Here is a 26478-nt window from a genome sequence, read left to right on the forward strand (position 1 = left end):
GTCGAGTTGATGAACACGCAGGTCAGGTAGGCTCCCGAAGTACCGCCAGCCCCTCGAACACGGGAGCAGTCTGTCGTGGCCCGAGTCGTCGTCGACGTCATGCCGAAGCCCGAAATTCTCGATCCCCAAGGACAGGCGGTGGCGAACGCGCTGCCGCGCCTCGGGTTTGACGGCATCACCGCCGTCCGCCAGGGCAAGCACTTCGAGCTGGAGGTCGCCGACGACGTCGACGACGCCACGCTCGCCAAGATCGCGGAGACCTTCCTCGCCAACCCGGTGATCGAGGACTGGACCGTGCGCAGGGTCGAGGCATGAGGGTCGGCGTCATCACCTTCCCCGGCACGCTCGACGACGTCGACGCGCAGAGGGCCGTGAGGTACGCCGACGGGGAAGCTGTGCCGCTGTGGCACGGTGATCACGACCTCAAGGGCGTCGACGCGGTGGTTGTGCCCGGTGGCTTCTCGTACGGCGACTACCTGCGGTGTGGTGCCATCGCGCGGTTCGCGCCGGTCATGCAGGAAGTGATCGAGGCCGCGAACAAGGGGATGCCGGTGCTCGGCATCTGCAACGGCTTCCAGATCCTCGCCGAGGCCCACCTGCTGCCGGGTGCGCTGGTCCGCAACCACAAGCTGCACTTCGTCTGCCGCGACCAGTGGCTCAGCGTCGAGAACAACACGACCGCCTGGACGACCCGCTACGACGAAAAGGCCGAGATCCTCGTGCCGCTGAAGTCCGGCGAGGGCGGTTACCAGGCCGATCAGAAGACCCTCGACGAGCTCGAGGACAACGGCAGGGTCGTCTTCCGGTACGTCGGCGAGAACCCGAACGGCAGCCGCAACAACATCGCGGGCATCACCAACGCCAAGGGCAACGTCGTCGGCCTCATGCCGCACCCCGAGCACGCCATCGACGCGCTCACCGGCCCGACCGACGACGGGCTGGGCATGTTCCTGTCCCTGCTCGACACGGTGGTGAAGGCCTGATGATCGACACCGTCAAGAACGCGGAGAACACGCCCGACCAGGAGCAGCCCTACAGGGAGCTGGGCCTGAAGGACGACGAGTACGCGCGCATCAGGGAGATCCTCCAGCGCCGCCCGACGGACGCCGAGCTCGCGATGTACTCGGTCATGTGGAGTGAGCACTGCTCCTACAAGTCGTCCAAGGTGCACCTGAAGTACTTCGGCGAGACCACGACCGACGAGATGCGCAGCAAGATGCTCGCGGGCATCGGCGAGAACGCCGGCGTCGTCGACGTCGGTGACGGCTGGGCGGTCACGTTCAAGGTCGAGAGCCACAACCACCCGTCGTACGTCGAGCCCTACCAGGGCGCGGCCACGGGGGTCGGCGGCATCGTGCGCGACATCCTCGCCATGGGTGCGCGTCCGCTCGCGGTCATGGACCCGCTGCGGTTCGGCAGGCCCGACGCGGCGGACACCAGGCGCGTGCTGCCCGGCATCGTCGCGGGTGTCGGCGGTTACGGGAACTGCCTCGGTCTGCCGAACATCGGCGGCGAGGTTGTCTTCGACGAGTCGTACCAGGGCAACCCGCTGGTCAACGCCCTGTGCGTGGGTGCGATGCGCGTGGAGGACCTGCACCTCGCGCACGCGTCGGGCACCGGCAACAAGGTCATCCTCTACGGCGCGCGCACCGGCCTCGACGGCATCGGTGGCGTGAGTGTCCTGGCGAGCGAGACGTTCGACGACAGCGCCGGCAAGCGCAAGAAGCTGCCGAGCGTCCAGGTGGGCGACCCGTTCACGGAGAAGGTGCTGATCGAGTGCTCGCTGGAGCTCTTCGAGAAGGGCATCGTCGTCGGCATCCAGGACCTCGGCGGCGCGGGACTGTCCTGCGCGACGAGTGAGCTGGCGTCCGCCGGTGACGGTGGCATGCACGTCTACCTGGAACGCGTCCCGCTGCGGGCCACCGGCATGACCCCCGCGGAGATCCTCTCCAGCGAGTCCCAGGAACGCATGTGCGCGGTCGTCGAGCCGGGCAACGTCGAGGCGTTCATGGAGGTCTGCCGGAAGTGGGACGTCATCGCCACCGAGATCGGTGAGGTGACCGACGGCGACCGCCTGGTGATCACGTACCACGGCGAGGTCGTCGTGGACGTGCCGCCGCGCACCGTCGCCCACGAGGGCCCGGTCTACCACCGGCCGATCCAGCGCCCGGCCGACCAGGACGAGCTGCAGGCCAACACGCCGGACAGCCTGCCGAGGCCGGAGAACCTGCTGGAGCTCGTCAAGACCATGGCGGCCAGCCCCAACCTGGCCTCCAAGAAGTGGGTCACGCAGCAGTACGACCGGTACGTGCGGGGCAACACGGTCCTCGCGCAGCCCAGCGACGGCGGCATGATCCGGATCGACGAGGAGACGCACCGCGGCGTCGCCCTCTCGACGGACTGCAACGGCCGCTACACCAAGCTCGACCCGTACGAGGGCGCCAAACTCGCGCTCGCCGAGGCCTACCGCAACGTCGCGGCCACCGGTGCCACGCCGGTCGCCGTCACCAACTGCCTCAACTTCGGCTCGCCGGAGGACCCCGGTGTCATGTGGCAGTTCGAGCAGGCCGTGAAGGGCCTCGCGGACGGCTGCGCGGAGCTGGGCATCCCGGTGACCGGCGGCAACGTCAGCTTCTACAACCAGACCGGTTCCACGGCGATCCTGCCGACGCCGGTCGTGGGCGTGCTGGGCGTGATCGACGACGTGCGGCGCCGCATCCCCACCGGGATCGGGGCAGAGGCCGGCGAGACGCTGCTGCTGCTCGGCGAGACGCGTGAGGAGTTCGGCGGGTCGGAGTGGGCGCACCACGTCCACGGCCACCTCGGCGGTCTGCCGCCGAAGGTCGACCTGCAACGCGAGAAGCTGCTCGGCCAGGTCCTCGTCGCGGGTTCCCGTGACGGCATGGTCTCGGCCGCGCACGACCTCTCGGAGGGCGGTCTGGCCCAGGCGCTGGTCGAGACGTGCCTGATCGGCGAGACGGGTGCGCGGGTCTTCCTCGAGGGCGACCTGTTCACCGCGCTGTTCAGCGAGTCCGCCGGCCGCGTGCTGGTCGCCGTGCCGCGGACCGAGGAGCAGCGCTTCACCGACATGTGCACCGCGCGCGCTCTGCCGTGGCGCAAGGTCGGCGTCGTCGACCCGGAGTCGAACGCCCTGGAGATCCAGGGCCTCGGTGAGCTCCCGCTCGACGAGCTCCGCGAGGCCTGGGAGGGCACCCTCCCGGCACTGTTCGACTAGCTGTATGAGCGTCTGCAAGTACCACCAACCGCGGGCTGGTGGTACTTGCAGACGCGGTCAGCTCGCGGCGATCCGCTGCAGCTGCTCGAACTTGCCGTTGAACAGGTTCTGGTCGCCGGGGAAGAGCCCGGCGGCCTGCCACTGCCAGATCGTGTGGAACTCGAAACCCATCGGCAACGGCCCGAGCTTCGAGTTGTAGTGCGCGACCCACAACGGGTTGTTGTCGCCGAACTTCACCGAGCCGCCGACGCACTTGTTCCACCAGCTCGTGGACGTGTAGATCATCGGATGCCGCTTGGTGCGCGCGAAGACCGTGTCGCTGAACGCCTTCACCCAGGCGGTCATCGCCTCCTGGCTCATCTTGTAGCAGGTGTCGCCGTACGGGTTGTACTCCATGTCCAACGCCGGCGGCAGCGTCCTGCCGTCCGGTGACCAGCCACCGCCGTTGTCCACGAAGAAGTTCGCCTGCTTGGCCCCGTCGGACCGGTCCGGCAGCGCGAAGTGGTACGCGCCGCGGATCATGCCGACGTCGTAGGAACCGTTGTACTGCTGGGTGAACTTCGGGTTCCGGTAGTGGGTTCCCTCGGTCGCCTTGACGTAGGCGAACCGGGCTCCTTTGCCCCACGAGGACTTCCAGTCGACGTCACCCTGGTGGCTGCTGACGTCCATGCCGGGCACTTTGCCGTCTGTCGGTGGCGACTCCGCTGTTCGCAGATCGCCTGCACCTTCGTGTTTGAGTATCTGAGAACCCGCGAAGTGGTCCGCGGAGCCCTCTGGCAAGGGCGCCGCGGACGCGGGAGCCGGCGTGATGCCGGCGACGATCGCCACGATGCTGATCAAGGTCCGCATGGAGTAGATGGTCCGACCATCTGGACCAATCGGCCACCGGCATCACCCGTCCAGGCGGGCCAGCTCCTCCGCGGTCAACTCCAGGTGGGTGGCCGCTGCGGAATCGCGGATGCTCGCCGGTCGCGAAGCACCCGGAATGGGGACTACCACTTCTGACTTCGCCAGCATCCACGCGAGGCAGGCCTGGTGCGCGCTCACGCCGTGCGCGTCGCCGACCTCCTTGAACGGACCGCTCAACGCGCCCGCCTTGCTGATGCCACCGAACGGGCTCCACGGCAGGAACGCGATGCCGAGCTTGTCGCACAGCTCCAGCTCCGGCTCGCTCGACCGGAACGACGGCGAGAACTGGTTCTGCACGGCCGCGAGCCGCCCGCCCAGGATGTCGTTGGCCAGCACGATCTCGTCGGGGTTGAAGTTGGAGACACCCGCGTACCGGATCTTGCCGTTGTCCAGCAGCTCCTTCAGCGCGCCGACGGACTCGGCGATCGGCACCTGCGGGTCCGGCCGGTGGAACTGGTACAGGAAGATCTGGTCGACGCCGAGCCGCCGCAACGACCCGTCGACGGCCTTGCGCAGGTACTCGGGCCGCCCGTCGAGGCCCCAGCCACCGCCCGGCTCGCGGGTGTGACCGCCCTTCGTCGCGACGAACACCTCCTCCGGCCTGCCGCGCAACGCCTCGGCGATCAGCTCCTCGTTGTGGCCGAAGTCGCTGTCGTCGAGCGAGTAGGCGTCGGCGGTGTCGATGAACGTCACGCCCGCGTCGAGCGCGGCGTGAATGGTCTCGATCGCCTGCGCGCGGTCCGGCCTCCCCTGGATGGAGACGGGCATGCCGCCCAGGCCGATGGCGCTGACTTCCACTTCTCCGATACGACGCTTCTGCATGAACTCCACTCTGGACCACCTCGATTAAGCTGTCCAACGCAGAGAAGTGATCCCATTGAGCACTGTGGGTGATGAATCATGGAACTCAGACAGCTGGAGCACTTCCTCGCGGTCGCCGACGAGTGCCACTTCACCAGGGCCGCCCGCCGGATGCACGTCTCGCAGTCGGGCCTCTCGGCGTCGATCCGCGCGCTGGAGGTCGAGCTCGGCGCGCCGCTGTTCCTGCGCACCACCCGCCAGGTCGAGCTGACCCAGGCCGGACGGGCCCTGCTGCCGGAGGCCCGGCGTGCGCTCGGCAGCGTCGAGTCGGCCAAGGACGCGGTCGCCGCGGTGCAGGGGCTGCTGCGCGGCACGTTGTCCGTCGGCAGCCTGCAGTGCCTGCACGTGGTGCACCTGCCCGCGGTGCTGGCGCGGTTCCACGAGATCCACCCCGGCGTGGAGCTCAGGATGCGCCAGTCCGGCAACGCCGAGCTGGTCGAGGAGGTCCGCGCGGGACGGCTCGACCTCGCGTTCGTCACGCGTCAGCCGAAGATGGCCGACGACCTGCGGGTGTCCACTTTGGCCAGTGAACCGCTCGTGCTCGCGTGTGCGCCGGAAAGTCCGTTCGCCACCAGGGATTCCATCGAGCTGTCCGAACTGGACGGTCAGCCGTTCGTCGACTTCAACGCCGACTGGGGCACGCGGGACGAGGTCGATCGCACGCTCACCGCGGCAGGCGTGGAGCGGCACGTCGCCGTCGAGGTCAACGACGTGCACTCACTGCTCGACTTCGTGGGGTTCGGGCTCGGTGTCGCGCTAGTCCCGCAGTCCTTCGCCGTCAAGTCCACCCGTGCGCACTTCGTCGGCCTTCGCGGGGACGCGCCCGTTGCCGAGACCGTGGTCGTCACCGGCAACACCGTCAGCGCCGCCGCGAGCGTCCTGCTCGACATGGTCGCGGAGGCCAAGTCCGGCCGCCTCCGTGCTGCCGGTTAGCTGCCAACCCGTTGCGGGCAGGCGGAACTCCGTCTTCGGACGGATCTTCAGCTCACCGGTCTGGTGTGCGGGCGGCTGGTTGGACGGGTGGAAGAAGACGCCGAGCTCGGCAGTGCCGAGCTTCGGGGCGCTCAGCTCGACCTCACCGCCGAAGGTGACCTCCTGGAACGAGACCCCGCGGTCGAACTTCGAGTTGGACAGCTGCAACCTGCCGTGGAAGGCGCCTCCGGAGAACAGCGTGACGCTCTGCACGTGCATGTTCCGCAGGTTCGTGATGCCGTAGAACTGCGCCCGCCGGGCGACGAACCGGTTGACGTGCCTGCCGTCCAGCGAGAAGTACTCGAGGCTCGCGCCGGTCAGGTCCAGGTCGAGGTGGTCGTGGTCGTCCTTGTCGCCCCACGACAGCGTGTCCTTGATCAACCGCTGGGCGGTGCGTCGGACCTGCTGCTCCTGTTGCACCTCCGTGCTCGGCGCCTCCTCCAGGAACACCGTGTCGGGATCTGCTTCGTTTGCGTCCCACGACGGGTGGTGGAAGGGCCGGCGCAGGTAAGCGCACAGGACGTCGAGCACGGTCTGCCGGTAGCGAGGGGTCGACCTCGCCAGCCACGCCAACGCGTGCATTGCACCCACGCGCACCTGGTCGGCATCGTTGCCCAGCAGCTCGACCGAACGCGCGAACCGTTCGTCGGCGACCTTCTCGCTCTCCAGGCTGTGCCGTGCCTCCTCCACGCGGCGGCGCCGGTCGTTGAGCCACAACGCGTACAGCGCGACGATCGCACCGCCCGCCACCCCGGCGGTCTTCACGATCTCGATCGCCGGCGTCTTCGCGAGCCTCAGCGCCACGCCGGTGCCCGCGGTGACGACCAGTGCCATCACGACGGCCGTCAGCCAGGGATTGCGCTCCCAGAACCTCTTCACGCTCAGTTCCTCCACGCCTCTGGCAGCTCGGCCTCCACCGCGAACGTACAGCCGTCGGCCTTCACGTCCGCCCACTCCGAGTCCTTGAACTTGGTCTCGCCCAGGAACTTCGTGTCGGTGAACACCGCGAGCCCGCGCGCCCTGAACCGGCTGAACCAGGCCTTGCGGCGGCACTCGGTGTGGTGCATGTAGAACCGGCCGTTCACCTCGGCCTCGGTGAAGTACACGTTGCCGTGGATCACCATGTGGTGGAACGCGTTGGACTCGTTCAGGTGCGCGACTCGCAGCACCAGGTCGCCGACCTGCCGGTACGACAGGTCCATGTAGTGCAGGTGCGCCTTGGTGAGGTTGAGGTCGTAGTGGACCGGGTCTTTCTCCTCGGCGCGCGGCAGCAGGTCCTCGATCAGCCGCTGCGAGGTCAGCCTGACCTCCAGCTCGATCTCGTTCTGCTCCTCGCTGTAGGGGTCCTCGTCATCGTCGTTGCGCTTGAACGGCCGGCGCAGGTAGGCGCAGAGGATGTCCAGCACGGTCTGCGTGTACTCCGTCCGGGACTTGGCGAGGCCGGCGAGCGCGTGCATCGCGCCCACGCGGACCTGTGCCGCGTCGTGTCCCAGCAGCTCCACAGCGCGCGCGAACCGTTCGTCGGCCACACGGGACCCGTCGTGGTCGATGCGCTGGCTCTCGAGGTCCTGCCGGGCCTCCTCGACCCGCCGTCGCCGGTCGTTGAGCCACAACGCGTAGAGCGCCACGATCGCGCCGCCCGCAAGCCCACCGGTCTTGATGGCCTCGTGTTTCGGCGCGCCGGGATCGACGAGTAGCAGCAGGCCCCCGACCAGCGCAAACGCTCCAAGCGACCCGAGAACGGTCGGTAGCAGCAAATTTTTCTGTCGGCGGTGCTTGCGTTCGCCGTTGCCCCACAGGAACCTCACGAGGTCGGCATTCTGCCAAGCAGGCCGTGCATGATGGGCTGGAACGGGTCCGAACGCGAACTGAGGTGAGCAGGTGGAGCGGCCGAACTGGGCGCCGGGAGACATCGACCTGGAACGGCCGAGCGTCGCACGGGTGTACGACTACTGGCTGGGCGGCGCGCACAACTTCGCCGCCGACCGCGCGGTGGGGCAGAAGGCTCTGGAGTTCATGCCGGAGCTGCGCAACGTCATCCTGAACCACCGCTCTTTCCTCCGCCGGAGCGTCCGGTACCTGCTCGGCCAGGGTGTCCGGCAGTTCCTCGACCTCGGCTCCGGCATTCCGACCGTGGGGAACGTGCACGAGATCGCCCAGGCCGCCGACCCGGCCACGAAGATCGTCTACGTCGACATCGACCCGGTCGCCGTCGCGCACAGCCGGTCGCTGCTCACCGGCAACGATCGGGTGAACGTGTTGCAGGCGGACGTGCGCGACCCCGCGGCGGTGCTCGCCTCGCCCGAGGTGAACGGCCTGCTCGACTTCGACGAGCCGATCGCGGTGCTGATGATCGCCCTGCTGCATTTCGTCTCGGATGAGGAGAAGCCGGCGGTCATCATCGGCGGCTACCGCGACCGGCTCGCTCCCGGCAGCTTCATCGCCGTCTCGCACGCTGGCTACGAGGCCGACGAGGAGACGGGTTCCTACCGGGCGGCGCGAGCGATGTACGACCGCAGCGTCACCCAGATGACGTACCGCAACAAGGCCGAGTTCAGCCGTCTGCTCGACGGCTTCGAACTGGTCGAGCCCGGAGTGGTGCGCTTACCCGCCTGGCACCCTGAGTCACCGGACGACCTCGATGAGTTCGAGAGGCCGTTTCCCGCCTTCGGGGCGGTAGGCCGGAAGGTGTAGAGGTGACTCCATACGGCGACCGCCCGTATGCTGCGCGTTCGTGGCGTTAGGGCCGAACAGATGACCGAACGGGTTGACCACCGGGTGCGTGACGACCGCTCTCCTTTGGACCCGGCCGTTTTGGCCGGTGCCGAGTCGTTCGCGCGTAGCTGGGCCACGGCCGTGATCGGTTCGAGTTACGTGCCGATGACCCGTGCCGAGGTCGCGCAGCACCTCCAGGACCTCACCGAGATGCTCGTCGAGGCGCTGTTCGCGAGCCCGTTCCGCACGGCACCCGGTTACGAGGTCGGCTCGCGTCTGGTCGACGCGCACTTCACCGGCACCGACACGCTGGGCCGCACGATCCAGCTGCTCGGCGACGACCTGCTGGCCGAGCTGGGCTCCGCGGGTGACGACCGCCTGCAGTCCCGTCTCGCCGCCCTGCAGGGCGCGCTGGCCGCCGGCTACGCCCGCGCGCTGCGGGAACGCACGCTCGCCGAGCAGGAGGCGATCAGGGCGGCCGTCCTGGACGCCCGTGACCAGGCGGAGGCGATGCTGCGGGCGTCGGAGGCCCGGTTCCGCGCGATGTTCACCGAGGCCGCGATCGGCATCGGCATCGCCGACATCGAGGGCCGGATACTGGACGTCAACCAGGCCCTGCAGGACATGCTCGGGTTCAGCGTCGAGGAGATGCGCCAGTACAACGTGCGCGACCTCATGCACCCCGAGGACGCGGGCAGCGTGTGGCGGCTCTACGACCAGCTCATCGCGGGCGAGTGCGACCACTACCGCGCCGAGAAGCGCTTTCACCGCGCCGACGGCGAGCAGGTGTGGACGCACCTGACGCTGTCGCTGGTCCGCGACGACCACGGCGAGCCGCAGTACCAGGTCGCGATGATCGAGGACGTCACCGATCGCCACCTGCTGCAGAACCGTCTGCGCTACCAGGCGCTGCACGACCCGCTGACCGGGCTGCCGAACCGGGCGCTGTTCCTCGAACGGCTCGGGCGCGTCTTCAACAACCGCGCCAAGCACGTCCGCGCCGGCCTCTGCTACCTCGACCTGGACGGCTTCAAGGTCATCAACGACTCGCTCGGTCACGACACGGGAGACCAGCTGCTGGTCGAGGTCGGCCGTCGGCTCGACCACTCGGTGTCCGGCGAGGGCAAGCTGGTCGCGCGCATGGGCGGCGACGAGTTCGTGATCCTGGTCGAGGGCTCGGCCGGTGAGCAGGACATCGTCGACGTGGCGGACCGGGTGCTGACCGAGCTGGAGGCACCGATCCGCATCGCCGGCCACGAGCTGTCGGTCTCGGCGTCGATCGGCATCGTCGAGCGCCAGCTGTCCGGCACGACGTCGGCTGACCTGATGCGCGACGCGGACATCACGCTGTACTGGGCGAAGGCGGACGGCAAGGCGCGCTGGGCGTTGTACGACCCGGAGCGCAACGCCCGCGAGGTCGCCAGGTTCACGCTGTCCGCGACGATGCCGCGGGCCCTGGAACGCGGCGAGTTCTACGTCGAGTACCAGCCGCTGGTGCGGCTGGAGGACTCGACGGTCGTCGGCGTCGAGGCGCTGGTGCGCTGGCAGCACCCGGAGTTCGGGCGGCTCGCGCCGGACCGGTTCATCGAGCTGGCGGAGGAGACCGGCCTCATCGTCCCCTTAGGACGGTGGGTGCTGCGCAAGGCCTGCGAGGAGGCGCGGCGCTGGCTGGAGGAGTTCGGCGACGCGGCGCCGTTCGTGTCGGTGAACCTCGCCGTGCGCCAGTCCCGCGACCCCGAGCTGGTCCGCGACGTCAAGCGGATCCTCGACGAGTGCGCGCTGCCGCCGCACCACCTGCAGCTGGAGCTGACCGAGTCGGCGATCATGGGTACCGCCGACGAGCCGCTCGAGGCGCTGCGGGCGTTGTGCGACATGGGTGTGCGCATCGCGATCGACGACTTCGGCACCGGTTACTCGAACCTGGCCTACCTGAAGCACCTGCCCGTGCACGAGCTGAAGATCGCCGGCTCGTTCATGGAAGGGCTGCGGGCCGAGACCGAGGAAGACCCGGTCGACTCGCAGATCGTCGCCACGCTGGTGCAGCTGGCGCACGCGCTGTCGTTGGGCGTCACGGCGGAGGGTGTTGAGACGCCGGCCCAGGCCGCGCGGCTGCTGAGGCTGGGTTGCGACACCGGTCAGGGCTGGTTCTTCGCCCGGCCAGGACCGCCGGAGGACATCGACAGCCTCCTGCGTGGTGATCTCTAGGTCAGGGAACTCCCAAGGCCATGAAGTCATTGGCCTTGGTCGTGCTCCTGCTCGTCGTGATGACACCGGTCGTCCGCGCTGCCGCCGACGTCGTTCCCCTGCCCGCCGACAAACAGGCTTTCGGCACCGCCAGATCCGCGGCGAGCCCGGTCTGGTTCACGCTGGGCCACCAGGGCCTGTCGGAGATCTTCCACCCCGACCTGAGCACGCCGGCGACCCGTGAGACGCGGCTGCTGGTCGACGGCAAACCCGGTCAGGCCCGCACCGAGCCCGCCGACGACCGGTCGTTGACCTTCCGGCAGCGGCTGCGCGGAGACGGGTGGCAGGCGGAGATCACCTACGTCACCGATCCGCAGCGCGCCGCCGTGCTCGCGGACGTGCGGGTCACGGCGCAGCGACCGGTCCGGCTGTCGGTCGAGCACGTGCCGATGAAGGGTGCCGGCACGATCGTCAGCACGTTGCCCACCGAACCGGTGCGGCGTGCTCACGGGATGTTCGCGGTCGGGTTCGGCGAGGGCGTCGCCCAGGCCGCGCTGGATCGTGGATTCGGCGTGGTGAAACGTGAGTACGCGCAGGGCTGGCGCGCGTACCTGGACGGGCTGAAGCGGCCGAAGTCCGCGGACCGGCGGCTCTACGACATGTCCGTGATGGTGCTGGCGGCGACCGAGGACAAGGCGAACCCCGGTGCCTCGATCGCGTCACCGAGCTTCCCGTGGGCCTTCGGGTTCGACCGCGAACTGGCACCGGAGCTCGGACCGTACGCGCTGGTGTGGCCGCGCGACCTGTACCACGTGTCGACGGCCATGATCGCCGCGGGAGATCGCGGCTTCGCCGAGCGCTCACTGGACTTCATGCTGCGTGAGCAGCAGCGGCCGGACGGCCATCTGCCGCAGAACACGCGAGTCGACGGCACGCCGGTGTGGACCAGCGTTCAGCTCGACGAGACCGCTGCACCGCTGTTGCTCGCCTGGCACCTGGACCGGCGGGACAAGTCCACTGTGGACTCTCTCCGCAGGGCGGCCGACTACCTGCTGAGCTACCCGAACGCTCCGTTCAGCGAGCAGGAGCGGTGGGAGAACCAGAGCGGCTACTCGCCCGCCACGATCGCCTCGGTCGTCGCCGGGCTCGTCTGCTTCGCGGACCTGTTGCAGCGCAACGGGGAGAACGCCGAGAGGTATCTCGCCGCCGCCGACGAGTGGCAGCGGAAGGTGGAGGGCTGGACCGCGACGCGCACCGGCCCGTACGAGCCCAAGCCGTACTACCTGCGGCTCACCAAGGACGGCAAGCCGGACGAGGGCACCAGGTACAACCTCGGCGACAACAACCCGGACGACATCGACCAGCGCGCGGTCGTCGACCCGAGCTTCCTCGAACTGGTGCGGCTCGGCCTCAAGCGCGCCGGCGACCCGGTCATCCGCAACACCGTGCGGGTCGTGGACCGGCAGCTGAAGGAACAGGGCTACTGGCACCGGTTCACGCAGGACGGGTACGGCGAGACCGCGGACGGCAGGCCGTGGAACATCAACTGGCCGACACCCACGCGCACCTACGGGCGGCTGTGGCCGTTGCTGTCAGGTGAACGCGGCGAGTACGAGCTGCTCAACGGTGACAAGGTCAGTGCCGCCAAGCGTTTGCAAGAGATCGCGGCGACCGCCAACAGCGGCCTCATGCTGCCGGAACAGGTGTGGGGTGGCCGCGGCACCACCTCGGCCACCCCACTCGCCTGGACGCACGCGCAGTACGTGCGGTTGGCGTGGTCGCTCGACCGGGGTGAACCGGTCGAGCGGCCGTCCGTCGTCGTGCAGCGCTACCTCAGCTGAAGGACTTCTTCGCCACGTTGTGGCCGGAGATCTCCACGACGGGCTGGGCGGATCCGAGCGACGAAGACCGGTACTCGGCCTTCAGCGTGAGGGTCTCGCCCGGCCACAGCGTCACGTAGTTGTCGCTCCACTGCGTCGGCAGCACCTCGGCACCGCCCTGGCCCTTGCGCAGCGACGCCCGCACGAAGAACGCCACGGTGCTGCCGGTGTTCTTCAGCGTCACCGTGGTGACCTGCTTGTCGTCACCGGCGGGCGCGGTCGACACGGTGGAGGACACCGTGCCGGGCTTCAACGTGTTGAGGCCCTTCAGGTCCGCGTAACCGGACTGCGGCGTGTGGTACCAGGTGGAGCTGCCGTAGTTCAGCGTGTCGGCCTTGGTGGACAGCCAGTAGACGTTGCGGTCGACCACGTTGCCGGCCGCGTCCTTGAGCAGCAGGCGCACGAAGTAGGTCGTCGACAGCCCGGACGGCTGCGGCAGCGAGCCCACCTTGGTCGGTCCGTTGGCCGCGGCGTTCACGTTGCGCGTCTCGTCGGCCTTCTGCGTGCCGTCGAGGTTGAACAGCGTGATCTGCAGCTTGTGGTTGTTGGCGTTCTGCAGACTGGTGTTCATCACGGCCAGCGACTTGTCGTCGTAGGAGTACTGGGCGTGCAACGGCCGCATGCCGGTCTTGGCGCCGAAGTACGAGCCCGCCGTGGCGAGGTAGTAGTCGTACAGGTGCCAGTACAACGTCGGCCACGCGTTGTTGAGCATCCAGTAGATGACACCCGTGGACGGGTTGCTGGCGTCGTTGAAGTTGTCGCCGAACGCCTCGAACTGCGCGCGGTTCGTCTCGTAGTTCGCGAGCTGCGCCTTGCGGACGAGGTCCTCGACGTTCGACGGCTTGCCGTAGCGGTTGTCGAGAGCCGTGCCCCAGAAGGTCAGCTTGTTGAACGTCGACGACGGCGACAGGTGGTACTGCGTCGCGTTGTAGTTCGTCAGCTTGTCGATCTCGCCCTGGGACAGGAACTTCTTCAGCTCGTCCATCTCGGGGATGGTCGGGCCGGGGCCGATCTCGGAGGCGAAGCCGGCCGCGCCGCCCTTCTGCTTGTTGAACCAGTAGACCGGCGGCTCCCACCAGTACGGGCCGTCCATCTTCATGCCGGGGTTGCCGAGCTGCGGCGAGCTGAGGTTCTTCGCCGACGAGATGACCGGAAGGTTCCACTCGGCCCGCTTGAGCGCGTCGAGGTAGATCTTCTCCAGGCCCGCGCCGGGTGCGGCGTCGGATCCGATCATGAACCCGATCATGCTCGGGTGGTTGCGGATGCGCTTGGCCTCGCTCTCCGCGGACTGACCGGCGACGCGGTTGTCCTCGGCGTCGAACGAGTCGTACTTCTCCCACTTGGAGCAGCACTCCCAGCCGGTGAGCAGCATGATGCCCTTGCGGTCCGCCAGGTCGTAGAGCTCGTCGTTCTCGGGCTTGCCCTCCAGGCGGATGGTGTTCATGCCCATCGCCTTGACGAGGTCGAGCTGGTCCTCGATGTAGCGGAGATCGGTGCGCAGGAACAGGTCGGACGCCCAGCCACCGCCGCGGACGAGGAACGGCTTGCCGTTGATCGTGAACTGCCTGCCGCTGCCGCGGATGCTCGACGTGACCTCGCGGACGCCGAAGGTCGTCTTCGCGGTGTCGGACTCGGCGGTGCCGACGTTCGCGGCGAGCGTGGCCAGGTAGAGCGGCTGCGCGCCCATCTGGAACGGCCACCACACCTGCGGGTTCCGCAGGTCCTGGGTGAACGTGACGGTCTTGGTCTGGTTCGCGTTCAGCTGCACCTGCTGCTTGAACACCTGGCCCGCGACGGTGGCGGTGACCTCGGCGTTCACCGGCTGCCCCGTGTTGTTGCGCGCGTCGACCTTCGTGGTGATCCTCGCGCTGCTCAGGCTCGGCAGCGGCAGGTCGGAGTCGACCCGCGGGTTGCGCAACGAGACCGGGCCGCTCTGGGCGAACTGGACGTCGCGGAAGATGCCCTGGTTGCGGTCGGGCGGCAGCTGCGCCCAGTCGATGAAGTGGATCAGCAGGTCGTTCTGCGGGTCGGAGGACGACGCCTTGATCGCGATGGCGTTGTCGCCCTTGCGCAGCAACGAGGTCACGTTGAACTCGTGCGTCGGGTAGGCGCCGACGATCTGGTCGGTGCCCGCGACCTTCGTGCCGTTCAACCAGATCTCGCCGCGCGAGATGATGCCGCCGTTGAGCTTGAGGAACGTGTTGACCCCCGGCTGCGGGTCGGCGGTGAACACCTTGCGGTACCACCAGGGGACCTTGAAGTCGTTGGCGTTGACCTGCTTGAGGTTCTCCGAGTAGCGGACGTCCGGGTACTTGTTGTTGGCGATCAGACCGGCCATCACGGTGGAGCGCGCGGGCACCGTCATCCACCCGGTGTCCGAATAGGCCGGAGCGGAGATCACGTCACCGGCCTGCGTCGCCTTCGCGCTGCTCTGCAGGCGCCAGTCGGGGACGGTGGAGGTCGTTGCGGGGCTGGCGGCGACGTTCAGCGCCGCTCCCGTGCCGGGCACGGGCCCCGCGTTGGCTGAGGTGCCTGGCACGAGCAGGGCCAGGCCCACCGCGGCCACGACCAGTGTCGGCAGCGGTCGGTTGCGCAGCATGTCGCTCCTCGACGCATCGGGGCGGCGGCGCTTCGGGGTATCGTAAAGAAGGTTTCCTTTTTGTGAGGTCAGCGGCAATGCGCCTTACGGGTGACGCGAGACACACCGTCCGCAACACTCCGTGCGCACCGATCCGATACGTTGGCCTTCATGCTTCGACTTGCCGTCACGTTCGTGCTGGCAGCGGTCCTGACCGGGTGTTCTGCGAAGGAACCCGGCACGCCTTCCGCGGGGAACCAGACCGGTGGCACGCCGACGGCCGGAACTTCGGCCGGAACTGCCCCGGTGAACAGGCCGAAGGCCGTCGACCTCAAGACGCTCGACCCGTGCTCGCTGATCACCGCGGAGACCAAGGCCACCCTCGGCCTGCGCATTGTCGAGCCGGGCAACCCGCTGCCCGAGTACGGCGAGGGCAGCAAGCGTTGCAACCTGACTTATGAGGACCGCAAGTACATCGCCAACATCCACACGCTGGTGAACGGCGGAGTGGACAGGCTCAAGCAGACGACTGGTGAGGCCAAGCTCACCTCCCTGCAGATCGCCGGGTATCCCGCTTACCTCACCCAGCGGGATTCGCCGGGATCGGCCGGTGCCTGTGAGGTCTACATCGACGCGAACGACGGGCAGTTGTTGCTGGTGGACGGAGTTGCCGGGTTCGGCGACAGCAGCGCCACTGTGGACGGTGCGTGCGAGCGGGCCAAGGCCCTCGCCAACGCGGCTGGTGCGGCCCTCGCGACCAAGTGAAGGTTGAGTAGAACTACTCCGCTTTTACCGGGAACCGGTCAACTGCGGAATGCATCAGAGCTAAAGTCGTCCCAAAAGCACACGCGGCCCGTCCCCTGTGGGCCGTACTGAGGAGGGTGTGCCGTGCATCTCGCGGATGGTGGAGGTAGCTCGTCGCTGCCACCCGAGTTCGGTCAGCGCAAGCTGAGGGTCGAACCACATGCCATTCCACAGGCGAGGAAGGCTTTCGAGCAGGCGCTGGCGGAGTTCGAGAACAAGATCGAACGAGCGGTCGACGACTTGCCCACCAAGCCGTGGGCGGGCGACCCGATCAGCAGTGAGACGTCGAAGGCGTTCAACGAGCAGACCTCGGGGAAGGCGCTGGCCGCGCTGCGGTACTACAAGCAGCAGCTCGTCGGCGTGATCGACCAGCTGAAGATGATCGAGGAGCAGTACCGCCAGGTCGAGGGCGACAACACGGCCATGTGGGGCAAGCACCAGCGGGACCTGGGCTGAGAGGGGGCTGACCGATGACTGAGCACCGTTACCAGGGGTACAGCCACCCCGAGCTGTACAAGATGATCAACTCCGGTCCCGGCGTCGCCGCCTCGATCCCGGTGGAACAGGGCTGGAAGACCATCGCGGACACGCTCGCCCAGATCGACGAGGATCTCCACACCTCGCTGACCAAGATGGGCGTGGACTGGGAGTCCGACGCGTCCGAGGCCGCTCAGGGCGCCCTGTCGCCACTCGCCCAGTGGGCCGGCTACGCGAACACCGGCGCGACCACGATGGAGAGTTCCGCGCGGCTGCAGGGCGAGTTCATCGCCGACGCGCGCAAGAAGATGCCCGAGGTCGTCCCGGTCACGACCGAGAAGCCCGGCTTCCTCGACATCGCCGGTGGCGTGCTCACCGGGCCGGTCGGCATGGCGCACGTCGTCGGACAGCAGATGGACCACGAGCGGCAGGAAGCCGCCGCGGACAACGCCGCTGCCCAGGCCGTCAAGGTCATGGAGGACTACCAGTCCGACAGCCGCTGGAACGCCTCGACGCTCGGCGAGTTCCCGCAGCCGCCGCAGGTCGTGATCGACACGCCGCCTCCTGGCGAGTCCGGCACCGCCAACACGCGCGTCGGCTACACCTCGACCGGCCCGTACTCGCCGTCCGGCACCACCGGCACCAACACCACGCCGGCGTGGACGCCTCCGGCGACCCAGCAGCACGTGGCGCAGCCGTGGACTCCTCCCGGTGACGGCACCACGCACACGTCGTGGACGCAGCCTCCGACGACGCCCCCGGTGCAGACGACTCCGCCGCCGCACCTGCCGCAGCCGACGCCGGCTCCCACGCAGCAGCCTCCTGTGACGACCGGCCCGGTGTTCACCCGGCCGACCACGGGCGTGCCCGGCGGTGGTTCCGGTGGCCTTCGCGGTGGTCAGCTCGGTGGCGGCAAGGCGTTCGGGCCGATGTCCGGCTCGCTCGGTGCGTCCGGCCAGGGCTCGATGAAGCCCGGCGGCATGATGCCCGGCACGGGTGCCGGGCCCGACGCGATGCGCGGCGGTGCCATGGGTGCCGGCGCCGGTGCCGCGGGCAAGGGCGGTGCCGCGGGTGCGGGCATGGGCGCTGGTGGCGCGCACGGCCAGAAGGGCGAGGGCGAGGAAGACCTCGAGCACAAGTCGGCCGACTACCTGGTCGAGACCGACGACGTGTTCGGCGACGAGCGCATGGTCGCGCCGCCGGTCATCGGTGGCTTCTCGGAGTGAGCCTGTTCGGCGGTCCGGCGGAGAGGGAGCCGATCACTCTCTCCGCCGAGGAGTTCGACGTGGTGTGGGAACGGATGAACGTCGGACCGATGCCGCTCGTGCTGAAGGTTCCCTCACCCGGTAAGACGCGCGACGAGCGGATCAAGCTCGAGAACCGCGTCTACCAGCAGTTGGACCACCGCCGCCTGGGCAACTCGCGCGGTCTTTCGTCCGAACTGGACGGACTGCTGCGCATGTTCGTCAAGCCGGAGCGGGAGGCGGACGGCCGCCTCTGGATCGGCCACAGCCTGCGCGTTCTCGCCGTCGCGAACGGCGACTGGGGCGCGCTCGCGACGCTGAGGGACGACCAGCTGACGTTCCAGCCGTGGGCGGGCTCCGGGCTCGCCTCTGCGGTGCTGTCCGTGCTGCCCTCGCACCCGGCCGGAACCGGTCTTTCGGTGACGTTGCCCAGCGAGGACATCGAGAAGGCGATCTCCCAGACCGACGGGTCGCCCAAGTCGATGGAGGCCGCGTTCCGCGGCGTCGGCCTGCGCGAGGCCGACGCCAAGGCGCTGGTGCAGATGTTCACCGGCCTGGTGCACACCGGGAACTTCGGCGCGGCCGCCAGGGACAAGTACGGCAAGCGCTGGCGGCCCGAGCGCGTGGTCGCGTTCTTCGACACCGAAGAAGGCCGCTACCTGCAGCAACGCCGTTCGTCGAACGGTCAGCCGCCGTGGAGCACGTTCACGCCGACCGACGCCCGCCGGCTGATGCACCAGGTGGACGAGCTGATCTCGGAAGCGGTTCGTTCCGCGAGCGCCTGATGTCTGGTTTGATCTGACCACCGCCGCCGTGGCCAAGACCCCTTGGAGACGGCGAAATGAGCATCGACAGACGGCAATTCCTGCTGGCTACAGGTGTTGCGTTGGTCGGAACGTCAGCGATGACGGGGACGGCAGCCGCCGCGTCCTCCGCTTCGTTGTGGCAAGAGTTCGTGGCGAACCCGTACAACCACCCGCAGATCCCGAACATCGCCTACGCCGGCTACCGGACCGGTGAGCGGCCTCCTCGCCGGCCGGTGCTGGCGAACGTGCTGTTCTTCGGAGCCCGCCGCGACGGCTCGGCGGACGCGTCGGCCGCGATCAACAAGGCGATCGAGTTCGTCGGCAAACTGGGTGGCGGCACCGTCTTCGTGCCGCCCGGCCGCTACCGGATCGACGACATCATCCACATCGGCTACGACAACGTGGTGCTGCGCGGCGCGGGCAGTGCGAAGACGACGTTCTGCGCGACCCGGTCGCTGGAGGAGATCGTCGGCATCAACCGCAGCCGCTACGGCTCGGAGAACTCGGCGTGGAGCTGGTCGGGCGGTCTGGTGTGGGTCTGCCACCGCGACCGGTACAAGGCGCTGGTCGACGCGATCAAGGCGCGCAGGTGGCCGTTCGAGGGCTGGACGGGCAACGAGCTGGAGCTCGGCGAGAACCTGGCGGCGATCACCGGCTCTGCAGCTCGTGGTTCGTTCGTCGTGACCGTCGAGAATGGACGCAGGCTGCGCGCCGGGCAGCGCGTGCTGCTGCGGCTGGACGACGACAAGTACTCACTGCCCAAGCACATGTGCGGCGACGTCCCCGGCACCGCCACGTACAAGTGGGACGACAAGGACAAGCTCCTGTCGTACTTCCCGTTCCTGTGGCCGGTGCGCGTGGAGTGGGTGCGTGGCAACAGGGTCAAGCTCGCCCAGCCGTTGCCGCTGGAGATCCGGCCCGAGTGGAAGCCGCGCCTGACCACCATGGCTCCGGTCATCACCGGCGCGGGCGTCGAAGGCATCAAGATCGAGATGTTCAAGGTCCCGACGCCGAAGCACCTGCAGGACAAGGGTTACAACGGTCTGGCGTTCCAGTGCGCGTGGGACTGCTGGGCTGACGACGTGCACGTCCAGGACGTCGACAACGGGTTCCTCCTGGTGTCCTCAAAGGGAATCTCGCTGCTGAACACGCGTGTGTCCGGCCGCGGTCACCATCACGCCTACGCGACCCGCGAGCAGTCGCACGACAACCTGACCGACGGGTTCGCCATCGAGGCGCCTTCCGAGCCTTCGCAGGCGGGCGCGGGCAACCACGGCCTGAACGTCGAGGGCCTGTCCTGCGGCAACGTCTGGACGCGCGGGCGCATGGACCACGACGTCTTCGACACCCACCGCGGTCTGCCGTTCGCCAACGTCCGCACCGAGATCACCATCAACAACGTCGGTGCCCACGGCGGCAGTGCCAACGCGGGACCGTTGTACGGCGCCCGTTTCACGCACTGGAACGTGACGGTCACGAACCAGCGCGCGGGCAACGTGCGCATCGACCAGGTCGCGCCGTGCAGTGCCACCGTCGCGATCTCCGAGGTCCGCGACTTCGGCCAGATCGACAAGCCGGACTTCACCGGCCCGTTGAACTCCCGGCTGGAGCTCTACGGCACCACCGACGTGACGCCTCGCAACCTCTACGACGCGCAGAGGCGGTTGCGCCGCCGGTCATGAGGTAGCCCGCATCGCCTGCGGCAGCGACCACGCCACCGAGTCGAGATCGGTGGGGAGTGTGAAGCTCTCCACCGATCTGCCGATTCGTCGTGCCCAGCCGTTGCCGGTGAGCTCCAGGCGGTACGACATGAAGTCGTTGCCCTGCAGGTCACTGGGCGGTGTGGCGTCGGACAGCAGCAGGTGCTGGCCGTAGCTGCGCCCGGTGCGTCCGAGGGTCTGCAGGACCTGCAGAAAGTCCGGGCGTGCCTCGACCAGGCCGTGCACGCCGTCCACGCAGACGAGCAGCTCCGGCAGCGGGCCGAGCTGTGCGCCGTTGGACCGTGCTGTGCGGTAGTCCCAGGTGGTTCGGTAGTTGCCGCTGTCCACCAACATCCTGATGCGCCGCTCGTGGTCGTCCATCAGCGCTTCCGCGAGCGCGGGCTGCACGTGCGGTGCGCTGTCGAGACCCGCGAACACCCCGGTGCCGTGGAAGTCGATGAGCACGACCTGGAGCTCGTCCGGTGAGTGCCGCAGCATTTGGCCGAGGATCAGCGCGCGGAGGCCTTCCGCACGTCGTTCCGGCGGCGCCACGATCTCGCCGTGCGGCCCCATTCCGTCCTGCAGGGTGCCCGACTTGAGGTCGATCTCGACCGGCTGGCCGTGCTCGTCGGTGCCGACCGCGACCCGGTACTGCATCTTGACCGGCCGCGGGCGCCACGCGTGCGACCGGTCGAACCTGTTCGGCACCTCGTGCAGGTCGAAGAATCCGGGCGCGGGCTCGGCCTGGCACATCAGCTGTGGCAACGACTTCGTCGCCTCGTCGAGATTCGCGGGCACGGTGCAGTCGTCGATCTGCCGCGTCACCACGTCGTGCGGGCTGTCGAGCAGCAGCTGCACACCGGACTTGCCGACGTCATGGGCGATGGTGGCGAGGGTCGTCGCGAACTCCGGTTCCGCCGCGACGATGGCGTCGAGACCGTGGACGCAGACCAGAAGCTGCGGCAGCACCTGGTCGAAGCCGCGGTGGTGGAAGATCGTCCAGGTGTTGCCCACGACTTCGAGCCGGCGTTCCGACTCGGCCAGCAGTGCGTCGGCGACGTGCCGGATCAACGCGGGATCCCTTGCCACGCCACGATGATGCGTCTGCACGTGCGGGGCCTGGTCCAACCCGGCGAACACGTCCGAGTCGTGCGCGTCGACGAAGACCGCTTGGAACAGCTTGGGCGAGTGTGTCGTCATCAGCCCCAGCACCAGGCTCCGCAAGGTCTCCGGTGCTGTGACGCCGAGGTGCGATCCCGTCCTCCACTTGCCGTCGGCGAGGTGGGTGAGCTCGGCGACCACCGGCCTGCCGTGGGCGTCGGTGCCTACCGGAACCTTCCACCACCGGCCTTTCCACGCGAGGGCCTTGGTGAAGGTGCTCAGGCCGTGCAGCGCGAGGAAGTCCAGCACCTCGACGCGCAGCCGCACGCGCTCAGGGAGGTGATCGAGCGACCGGGCCGTGATGATCACTCGGGCCGGTGTCGCGACGGTGATCCACCGGATCGACTCGGCGAGCCCTGGATCGCTTTCCGCGCACAGCTTCCAGTCGTCGACCAGCAGCGTCGCGCCGGGTTCGCCGCCGCGTTCGAACCACGTCAGCAGGTTCTCGCAGCGCCGCCGGTCGGAGGGCTCGAAGCTGACGGCGACCGGAGTGGGCGGGGGGCCCTGGCCGATGCGGTAGATGCCTGGCGCCGCAGGGATTCGCGGTGCGGTGAGGTGCGATGGGCCGACGAGGGCGAGATGGGTCACGGAAGCGCGATCTGGGCGTGGAGGCGGTGGGGAACGGACAGGCAGAAGCCCGGCCTGTCCGGCACGCGCGCGGCCTGGCGGGCGTCGACGAGTGACGTCGCCGGGTCGTCGAGCCGGAACTCGATGCCGAACGCCAGGCTGTTCCTGATGAACGGGGGCACCTGGTCCCACGAGCGGGCCGTGACGACGATGTGGCGTTGCGGGTCGAGCGGTTCACCGGGGCCGTCGAGGAGCTGGCAGCGCGCCAGGTCGTCGCCGAGGACGGTCGCCAGGGTGCGCAGCGTCGTGCTCTTGCCGGTGCCGGGTTTGCCGACGATGGCGCCGTGCCGGAGCTCCTCGGTGAAGCCGGGGACGAGGACGTCGCGGCGTTGCTCGAACGGCTTGTCCACGAGGCCGAGGGCGCCGGGAGGCAGCATCTCCAGCGTGAGGTCGGCGTAGCTCTTGTGCAGCGGTGGCAACACGATCTGGTGGGCGGGTGGTGCGGAACCTGCCAGCGCGTGCGGCAGCATTTCCGCCCATTCTGCGAAGTCGTACGGCGGTGTCGCCGACGGCCACTCGGGGATCTTGAACGGCAGCTGCGCCGGGAACGCGTCGCCGGAGTACAACAGGTGGATGCCGAGAACGCGGCCTGCTCGGGTGAGCGCCTCCAGGACGTTCTGGAAGCCGGGGTGCCGTTCTATCAGCACCTCGGCGCTGTCCACGCAGATCAGCAGGGCTGCCAGCGGGTCGAGGTCGTCGCCGGCGTCGAGCCTCTCCTGGTAGTCGGTGAAGTTCCGGCACCGGCCCTTGGTGTGCACGAGCTGCTGACGCCGGTCGAGCTCGCCGGCCAGGCCCTCCTGGAACCGCTCGAACAACTCGTCCTCGTCCTCGCTCTTCAGCGCGAACGAGACGTGCGGCGCGGCGCTCAGGCCGTCGAAGATCCCGGTGCTCCTCATGTCGAAGAAGCCGAAGTTCAGGTCCTCCGGCGAATGCGTGACCATCAGTCCCAGCAACGCACTGAGCAGCTTCTGACCACGGTGTGGCCCCAGATAGGTACCCGTCAGCCCGTCGCCGTCCACGCTGATGTCCAGGTACACCGGCCATCCGCGCTCGTCGACACCGACCGCGGCCTTCAGATCGTGACGCTGGTACTTGTTGCCGAGATCGGTGTCGACACCATGCAGCGCGAGGAAGTCCGTCGCCTCGCCGTGCAGCTGCCGCCGCAACCGGTCCGGCAGGTCATTCCAGTCCCGAGCCGTGACGACGACCTGCACGCCCCGCGACGGCCCGAACGCCGCTATCCACTCGACCACCCGGTCGAGGCCGGGGTCCTGCTCGAAGCACAGCCTCCAGTCGTCCACCAGCAACACCGCACCGGACGGTGCACCGCGCTCGAACCAGTCCAGCAGACTCCGGCACCCCGGCTGGTCGGACGGGTCGAAGGTCGCCGACACCGGCAACGGGTCGGCACCACGCCCGATCCGGTAGACGGCCATGTCCGGCGCGGCCGCGAGAGCCGCCGTCAACCGGTCCCTGGCCGCCTGCCAGGGACCGACGACGGCGAAGTTCCTGATCACCGTCCAGATATACCAACAGCCGGGGGAACGCCGCTGCCCCTTCGCTAATGTGGGCGACGTGCCAGCCAAAGCCGTCGACCCCGCCGAAATGCGAGCCGCGGTGCAGGCGGTTCTACCCTGGTTGCGCGGCGAGGCCGACCAGCCGGAACGCCCGGTGCTGGCCAGCGCGGTCCGCCTGAGCCTGCGCGCCCTGGAACAGATCGCGCCGGGCCGCAGCGTCGAGGTCCGCGTCCCGCCGTTCGCCGCCGTGCAGTGCGTCGAGGGCCCGCGCCACACCCGAGGCACGCCCCCGAACGTGATCGAGACCGACCCCCGCACGTGGCTGGAGCTGGCGACCGGAGCGCTGGCGTGGGACGAAGCCCTGGACGGTGCTCGGGTCACCGCGTCGGGGACCCGAGCCGATCTCTCCCACCTGCTGCCGGTCGTGAAGTTCTAGAAAATCCGGCCGATCGTGTTGTCGTAGGCCGACTTCGCGCCGTCCACGATCGCGCCACCAGCGGCCTTGCCGCCCTCGTAGACGTCACGCCCGAGCTCGGTGGCCTTGCCGACGGTGTCCACGGTGGCGTCCAGAGCGTCGCTGCCGACCTCCTTCGCGGTGTCCCAGGCGTGGCCGCCCGCCGCGCCCCAGTCGCCGCGGCTGATGTCGCCGACCACCTGCTTGCCGCCCTGGTAGGCGTCGCCCGCCATGTCGACGCCCTCCTTGACGACACCGCTGCCCCAGTCGAGCACCGGGCCGACCACTGGGAGGTCGGAGCCGGGCAGGTTCGGCGAGGTCGGGCGGTCGTACCACGGGTCGCTGCTGACCTCGTTGCCGCGACCGGTCGCGATCTTGGCGAGGTTGTCGAGCGACTCGCTGTTCTCGTCGTAGTAGGCGGAGTGGGCTTCGGCGATGCCCTTCGACGACGTGGTGCCGAAGTGCGTGCCGCCGAACTCCTTGTCGTACGGGCCGGTGGACGAGCCGTCCTCGGTGAACCAGTTCGAGCTGGTGCCCTGCACGACCGGGTCGTGTTCGGTGCCACCGACGTACACGTGGCCGGGGCCGGCCGAGAGCTGGTTGACGTTCGACGCGCCGACGCCGGGCGAACCGACGAACGCGATGTCGTCCGCCTTCAGGCCGTTCATGCCCGCGTAGCCGACGGTGGCGCTGCCGTAGCTGTGGCCGATCACGGTCAGGTGCTGGCCGTCGGGACCGGCGGCGCGGTAGCCGTCGACGTCCTTCACCAGGTTCTGGCCGCCTTCACGGGCCTGAGCCGGGTTGTCCACCTCGCCGGGAGACCAGCCGGGCGCGTCGTAGCCGAGCCACTGGATGGTGGCGTTGTCCTTGCCACCGCCCATTTCCTCACGCAGGTTGGCCGCCTGGTTCCAGCTGAAAGCACCCACGTCGGAGCCGGTGCCCGGCACACACACCGCGAGGTTCTTCGCGGTGTCCGGATTGCCGAACGCCACCGCGATCTGCGCGTCGCCGCGGGGGCCGGTGGGGTCCCACGCCATGACACGGGCGTTTTCGCCGTTGAACTTGTCCCGCGACGTCTCGTCGGCCTCGATCAGGCTGTTCTTGGCCTTCTCGCAGTTTTCCTTGACGTTCGTGGCAGCGAGCCGTTCGTCCAGCAGCTTCGCCAGCTGCGGATCGTTGCTGTTGCGCAGCGCGGCTTCGTTGTTCGGGTCGAGCCCGAGCTGAGCGGCCCGCTCGTTGATCGCCTTCGTGGACTGGTCGATCGTGGCGTTGGCCTTGCTGAGGTCGTCGTTGATGCGCCTGCGGTTGGCCGTGTCGAGCACGTCCGACGGAGGACCGCGCAGCTTGCCGAGCTCCTGGAACCGGTCGCCCAGCAACGCCTGCTGCTGTTCCGGCGTCAGCGACTTCCACCACTCGGCGACGGCCTTCGGATCCGTGTTCGGGCCCGGAATCTGCGGTCCGGTGGCTCCACCCGATGCGGCGCGGCCCCAGCCGCAGTCGGTGCGGGCGGACTCCTCGAAGCCCGGCGGGATCTTGGTGAGCGCGCCCGCGTAGGAACGCAGAACGTTCTCGTAACCCGACTTGACCTTGCTCAGCGAGTCGTTGACCTGGTTGGCGAGCGTGCGGGTCTGCTCCTCGTCCAGGCCGGGCGGACGGCTGCGCCACACGCCGATCGCCTGGTCGGCGGCGGTGCGCATCTGGCCGTAGGCCTGGGACGCGGCTCGGACGATCTCGGCACCCGCACCGAGCCGTTCACCGGCGGCCTTGGCGGCGGTCGCGGAGAGGTCGGCGCGTGCGGTGAACTTCGTCGCGGTTTCGCCGCTCCAGCTGCTGACCGCCGTCTTGCCGCCCTTGGCGACCAGCTCGCCCGCCCGGCCGACCGCGCTGATCGCACCGGTGATGGGGTCGGCGGCCGCGGCGATCCGGCCGGCGTCCCCGGCCGCGAGCTTGCCGTACAGGCTCTCCGGATCCGTGTAGCTCACTTGCCGCCCCCAAGTCCCTGCATGAGCTTCGTCAGCGCGGTCGCGTGGTCGTCGTCCGTGCGCTGGTAGGCCTCGGCGTTCGACACGAGACCCTCCGCCGCGTCGGTGATCCAGGCGGAACCGCGCTGGAGGTCCTGCGCGTGCGTGCCGACGAACTTCGACAGGGCGTCCGCGAACTCCGCAGCCGCGTCGACCTCGCCGAGCGCACCCGCGTCGAGCTTGAGCATCGAGATCATCTCCGCCGCCTCGCGCACCGCGTCGGAGCCGTTGCCGAACTCCTTGGACGCGTTGCGCAGCTGCTCCGGCTCAACGCGGAACATCGCCACCCCCCACTGTCTGGTTCTTGATCCTGCGACGCAGTCACATCATGGA

At 68.7% G+C, this 26478-nt stretch carries 21 protein-coding genes; 13 read left to right on the forward strand and 8 right to left on the reverse strand.

What is annotated here, in order from left to right:
* Positions 1-75 precede the first annotated feature (75 nt).
* Genes purS through purL form a run of 3 tightly spaced genes read left to right on the forward strand, consistent with a single transcriptional unit; the run spans position 76 to position 3235 of the window.
* A complete protein-coding gene (gene purS / locus C8D87_RS10815) occupies positions 76-315 on the forward strand; it encodes a phosphoribosylformylglycinamidine synthase subunit PurS (RefSeq protein ID WP_030465889.1) in 240 nt (79 codons plus the stop codon).
* The gene (purQ, locus tag C8D87_RS10820; RefSeq protein ID WP_112226561.1) at positions 312-983 is read left to right on the forward strand and encodes a phosphoribosylformylglycinamidine synthase subunit PurQ; all 672 of its coding nucleotides are present in this window, start codon (positions 312-314) and stop codon (positions 981-983) included. The genes purS and purQ overlap by 4 nt, the downstream gene beginning before the upstream one ends.
* Positions 983-3235, forward strand: coding sequence for a phosphoribosylformylglycinamidine synthase subunit PurL (gene purL, locus C8D87_RS10825; RefSeq protein WP_109629388.1), 2253 nt, complete (start codon positions 983-985; stop codon positions 3233-3235). The genes purQ and purL overlap by 1 nt, the downstream gene beginning before the upstream one ends.
* 57 nt (positions 3236-3292) lie before the next feature.
* Here the strand turns inward: purL and C8D87_RS10830 are convergent, their stop codons facing one another.
* Both C8D87_RS10830 and C8D87_RS10835 read right to left on the reverse strand, forming a co-directional pair.
* Positions 3293-4084, reverse strand: a complete 792-nt coding sequence (locus C8D87_RS10830; RefSeq protein ID WP_112226562.1) for a lysozyme — start codon at positions 4082-4084, stop codon at positions 3293-3295.
* A 42-nt stretch (positions 4085-4126) separates the two neighbouring features.
* On the reverse strand, positions 4127-4966 hold the full coding sequence (locus tag C8D87_RS10835) for an aldo/keto reductase (RefSeq protein ID WP_112227024.1): 840 nt from the start codon (positions 4964-4966) through the stop codon (positions 4127-4129).
* 78 nt (positions 4967-5044) lie between these two features.
* Here C8D87_RS10835 and C8D87_RS10840 point away from each other — a divergent pair, with 78 nt between their 5' ends.
* Complete coding sequence (locus tag C8D87_RS10840) at positions 5045-5938, forward strand: LysR family transcriptional regulator (protein WP_109629384.1); 894 nt, start codon at positions 5045-5047, stop codon at positions 5936-5938.
* A 920-nt stretch (positions 5939-6858) separates the two neighbouring features.
* Here C8D87_RS10840 and C8D87_RS10850 read toward each other — a convergent pair.
* Positions 6859-7785, reverse strand: coding sequence for a pentapeptide repeat-containing protein (locus C8D87_RS10850; RefSeq protein ID WP_233442024.1), 927 nt, complete (start codon positions 7783-7785; stop codon positions 6859-6861).
* Between the two features lie 73 nt (positions 7786-7858).
* Here C8D87_RS10850 and C8D87_RS10855 point away from each other — a divergent pair, with 73 nt between their 5' ends.
* The 3 genes from C8D87_RS10855 to C8D87_RS10865 are packed head-to-tail and all read left to right on the forward strand — an operon-like array spanning position 7859 to position 12717.
* Complete coding sequence (locus C8D87_RS10855; protein WP_109629382.1) at positions 7859-8671, forward strand: SAM-dependent methyltransferase; 813 nt, start codon at positions 7859-7861, stop codon at positions 8669-8671.
* A 60-nt stretch (positions 8672-8731) separates the two neighbouring features.
* Positions 8732-10897 carry a putative bifunctional diguanylate cyclase/phosphodiesterase gene (locus C8D87_RS10860; RefSeq protein WP_215732282.1) on the forward strand — a complete coding sequence of 722 codons (2166 nt, stop codon included), beginning with the start codon at positions 8732-8734 and terminating at the stop codon, positions 10895-10897.
* 20 nt (positions 10898-10917) lie between these two features.
* Positions 10918-12717, forward strand: coding sequence for a glycoside hydrolase family 15 protein (locus C8D87_RS10865; protein ID WP_112226563.1), 1800 nt, complete (start codon positions 10918-10920; stop codon positions 12715-12717).
* Here the strand turns inward: C8D87_RS10865 and C8D87_RS10870 are convergent.
* The gene (locus tag C8D87_RS10870; protein ID WP_112226564.1) at positions 12710-15355 is read right to left on the reverse strand and encodes a glycoside hydrolase family 2 protein; all 2646 of its coding nucleotides are present in this window, start codon (positions 15353-15355) and stop codon (positions 12710-12712) included. The genes C8D87_RS10865 and C8D87_RS10870 overlap by 8 nt on opposite strands.
* A 150-nt stretch (positions 15356-15505) precedes the next feature.
* Here C8D87_RS10870 and C8D87_RS10875 point away from each other — a divergent pair, with 150 nt between their 5' ends.
* The 5 genes from C8D87_RS10875 to C8D87_RS10895 all read left to right on the forward strand — a co-directional run bounded on the left by C8D87_RS10875 (position 15506) and on the right by C8D87_RS10895 (position 20347).
* Positions 15506-16099: a DUF3558 domain-containing protein gene (locus C8D87_RS10875; protein ID WP_112226565.1), complete on the forward strand. Its 594-nt coding sequence runs from the start codon at positions 15506-15508 to the stop codon at positions 16097-16099.
* Between the two features lie 123 nt (positions 16100-16222).
* Positions 16223-16594, forward strand: a complete 372-nt coding sequence (locus C8D87_RS10880) for a transcriptional regulator (protein ID WP_112226566.1) — start codon at positions 16223-16225, stop codon at positions 16592-16594.
* Between the two features lie 14 nt (positions 16595-16608).
* The gene (locus C8D87_RS10885; RefSeq protein ID WP_112226567.1) at positions 16609-17841 is read left to right on the forward strand and encodes a PPE domain-containing protein; all 1233 of its coding nucleotides are present in this window, start codon (positions 16609-16611) and stop codon (positions 17839-17841) included.
* The gene (locus C8D87_RS10890) at positions 17838-18644 is read left to right on the forward strand and encodes an ESX secretion-associated protein EspG (RefSeq protein ID WP_109629369.1); all 807 of its coding nucleotides are present in this window, start codon (positions 17838-17840) and stop codon (positions 18642-18644) included. Before C8D87_RS10885 ends, C8D87_RS10890 begins: the two co-directional genes overlap by 4 nt.
* Before the next feature lie 119 nt (positions 18645-18763).
* Positions 18764-20347 carry a glycosyl hydrolase family 28-related protein gene (locus tag C8D87_RS10895; protein WP_211337107.1) on the forward strand — a complete coding sequence of 528 codons (1584 nt, stop codon included), beginning with the start codon at positions 18764-18766 and terminating at the stop codon, positions 20345-20347.
* Here the strand turns inward: C8D87_RS10895 and C8D87_RS10900 are convergent.
* Complete coding sequence (locus tag C8D87_RS10900) at positions 20342-22114, reverse strand: FtsK/SpoIIIE domain-containing protein (RefSeq protein ID WP_112226568.1); 1773 nt, start codon at positions 22112-22114, stop codon at positions 20342-20344. The two genes, C8D87_RS10895 and C8D87_RS10900, sit on opposite strands and share 6 nt — an antisense overlap.
* The gene (locus tag C8D87_RS10905; protein WP_112226569.1) at positions 22111-23670 is read right to left on the reverse strand and encodes a type VII secretion protein EccC; all 1560 of its coding nucleotides are present in this window, start codon (positions 23668-23670) and stop codon (positions 22111-22113) included. The genes C8D87_RS10900 and C8D87_RS10905 overlap by 4 nt, the downstream gene beginning before the upstream one ends.
* 88 nt (positions 23671-23758) lie before the next feature.
* Between C8D87_RS10905 and C8D87_RS10910 the strand changes: the two genes are divergently transcribed.
* The gene (locus tag C8D87_RS10910) at positions 23759-24106 is read left to right on the forward strand and encodes a sterol carrier family protein (protein ID WP_215732304.1); all 348 of its coding nucleotides are present in this window, start codon (positions 23759-23761) and stop codon (positions 24104-24106) included.
* Here the strand turns inward: C8D87_RS10910 and C8D87_RS10915 are convergent.
* Together C8D87_RS10915 and C8D87_RS10920 are read right to left on the reverse strand one after the other, a co-directional pair.
* The gene (locus C8D87_RS10915; RefSeq protein WP_112226570.1) at positions 24103-26106 is read right to left on the reverse strand and encodes an alpha/beta hydrolase; all 2004 of its coding nucleotides are present in this window, start codon (positions 26104-26106) and stop codon (positions 24103-24105) included. The two genes, C8D87_RS10910 and C8D87_RS10915, sit on opposite strands and share 4 nt — an antisense overlap.
* On the reverse strand, positions 26103-26426 hold the full coding sequence (locus C8D87_RS10920; protein WP_109632882.1) for a type VII secretion target: 324 nt from the start codon (positions 26424-26426) through the stop codon (positions 26103-26105). The genes C8D87_RS10915 and C8D87_RS10920 overlap by 4 nt, the downstream gene beginning before the upstream one ends.
* Positions 26427-26478: the final 52 nt, after the last annotated feature.

The sequence above is a fragment of the Lentzea atacamensis genome (assembly GCF_003269295.1).
Classification (GTDB): Bacteria; Actinomycetota; Actinomycetes; order Mycobacteriales; family Pseudonocardiaceae; genus Lentzea; species Lentzea atacamensis.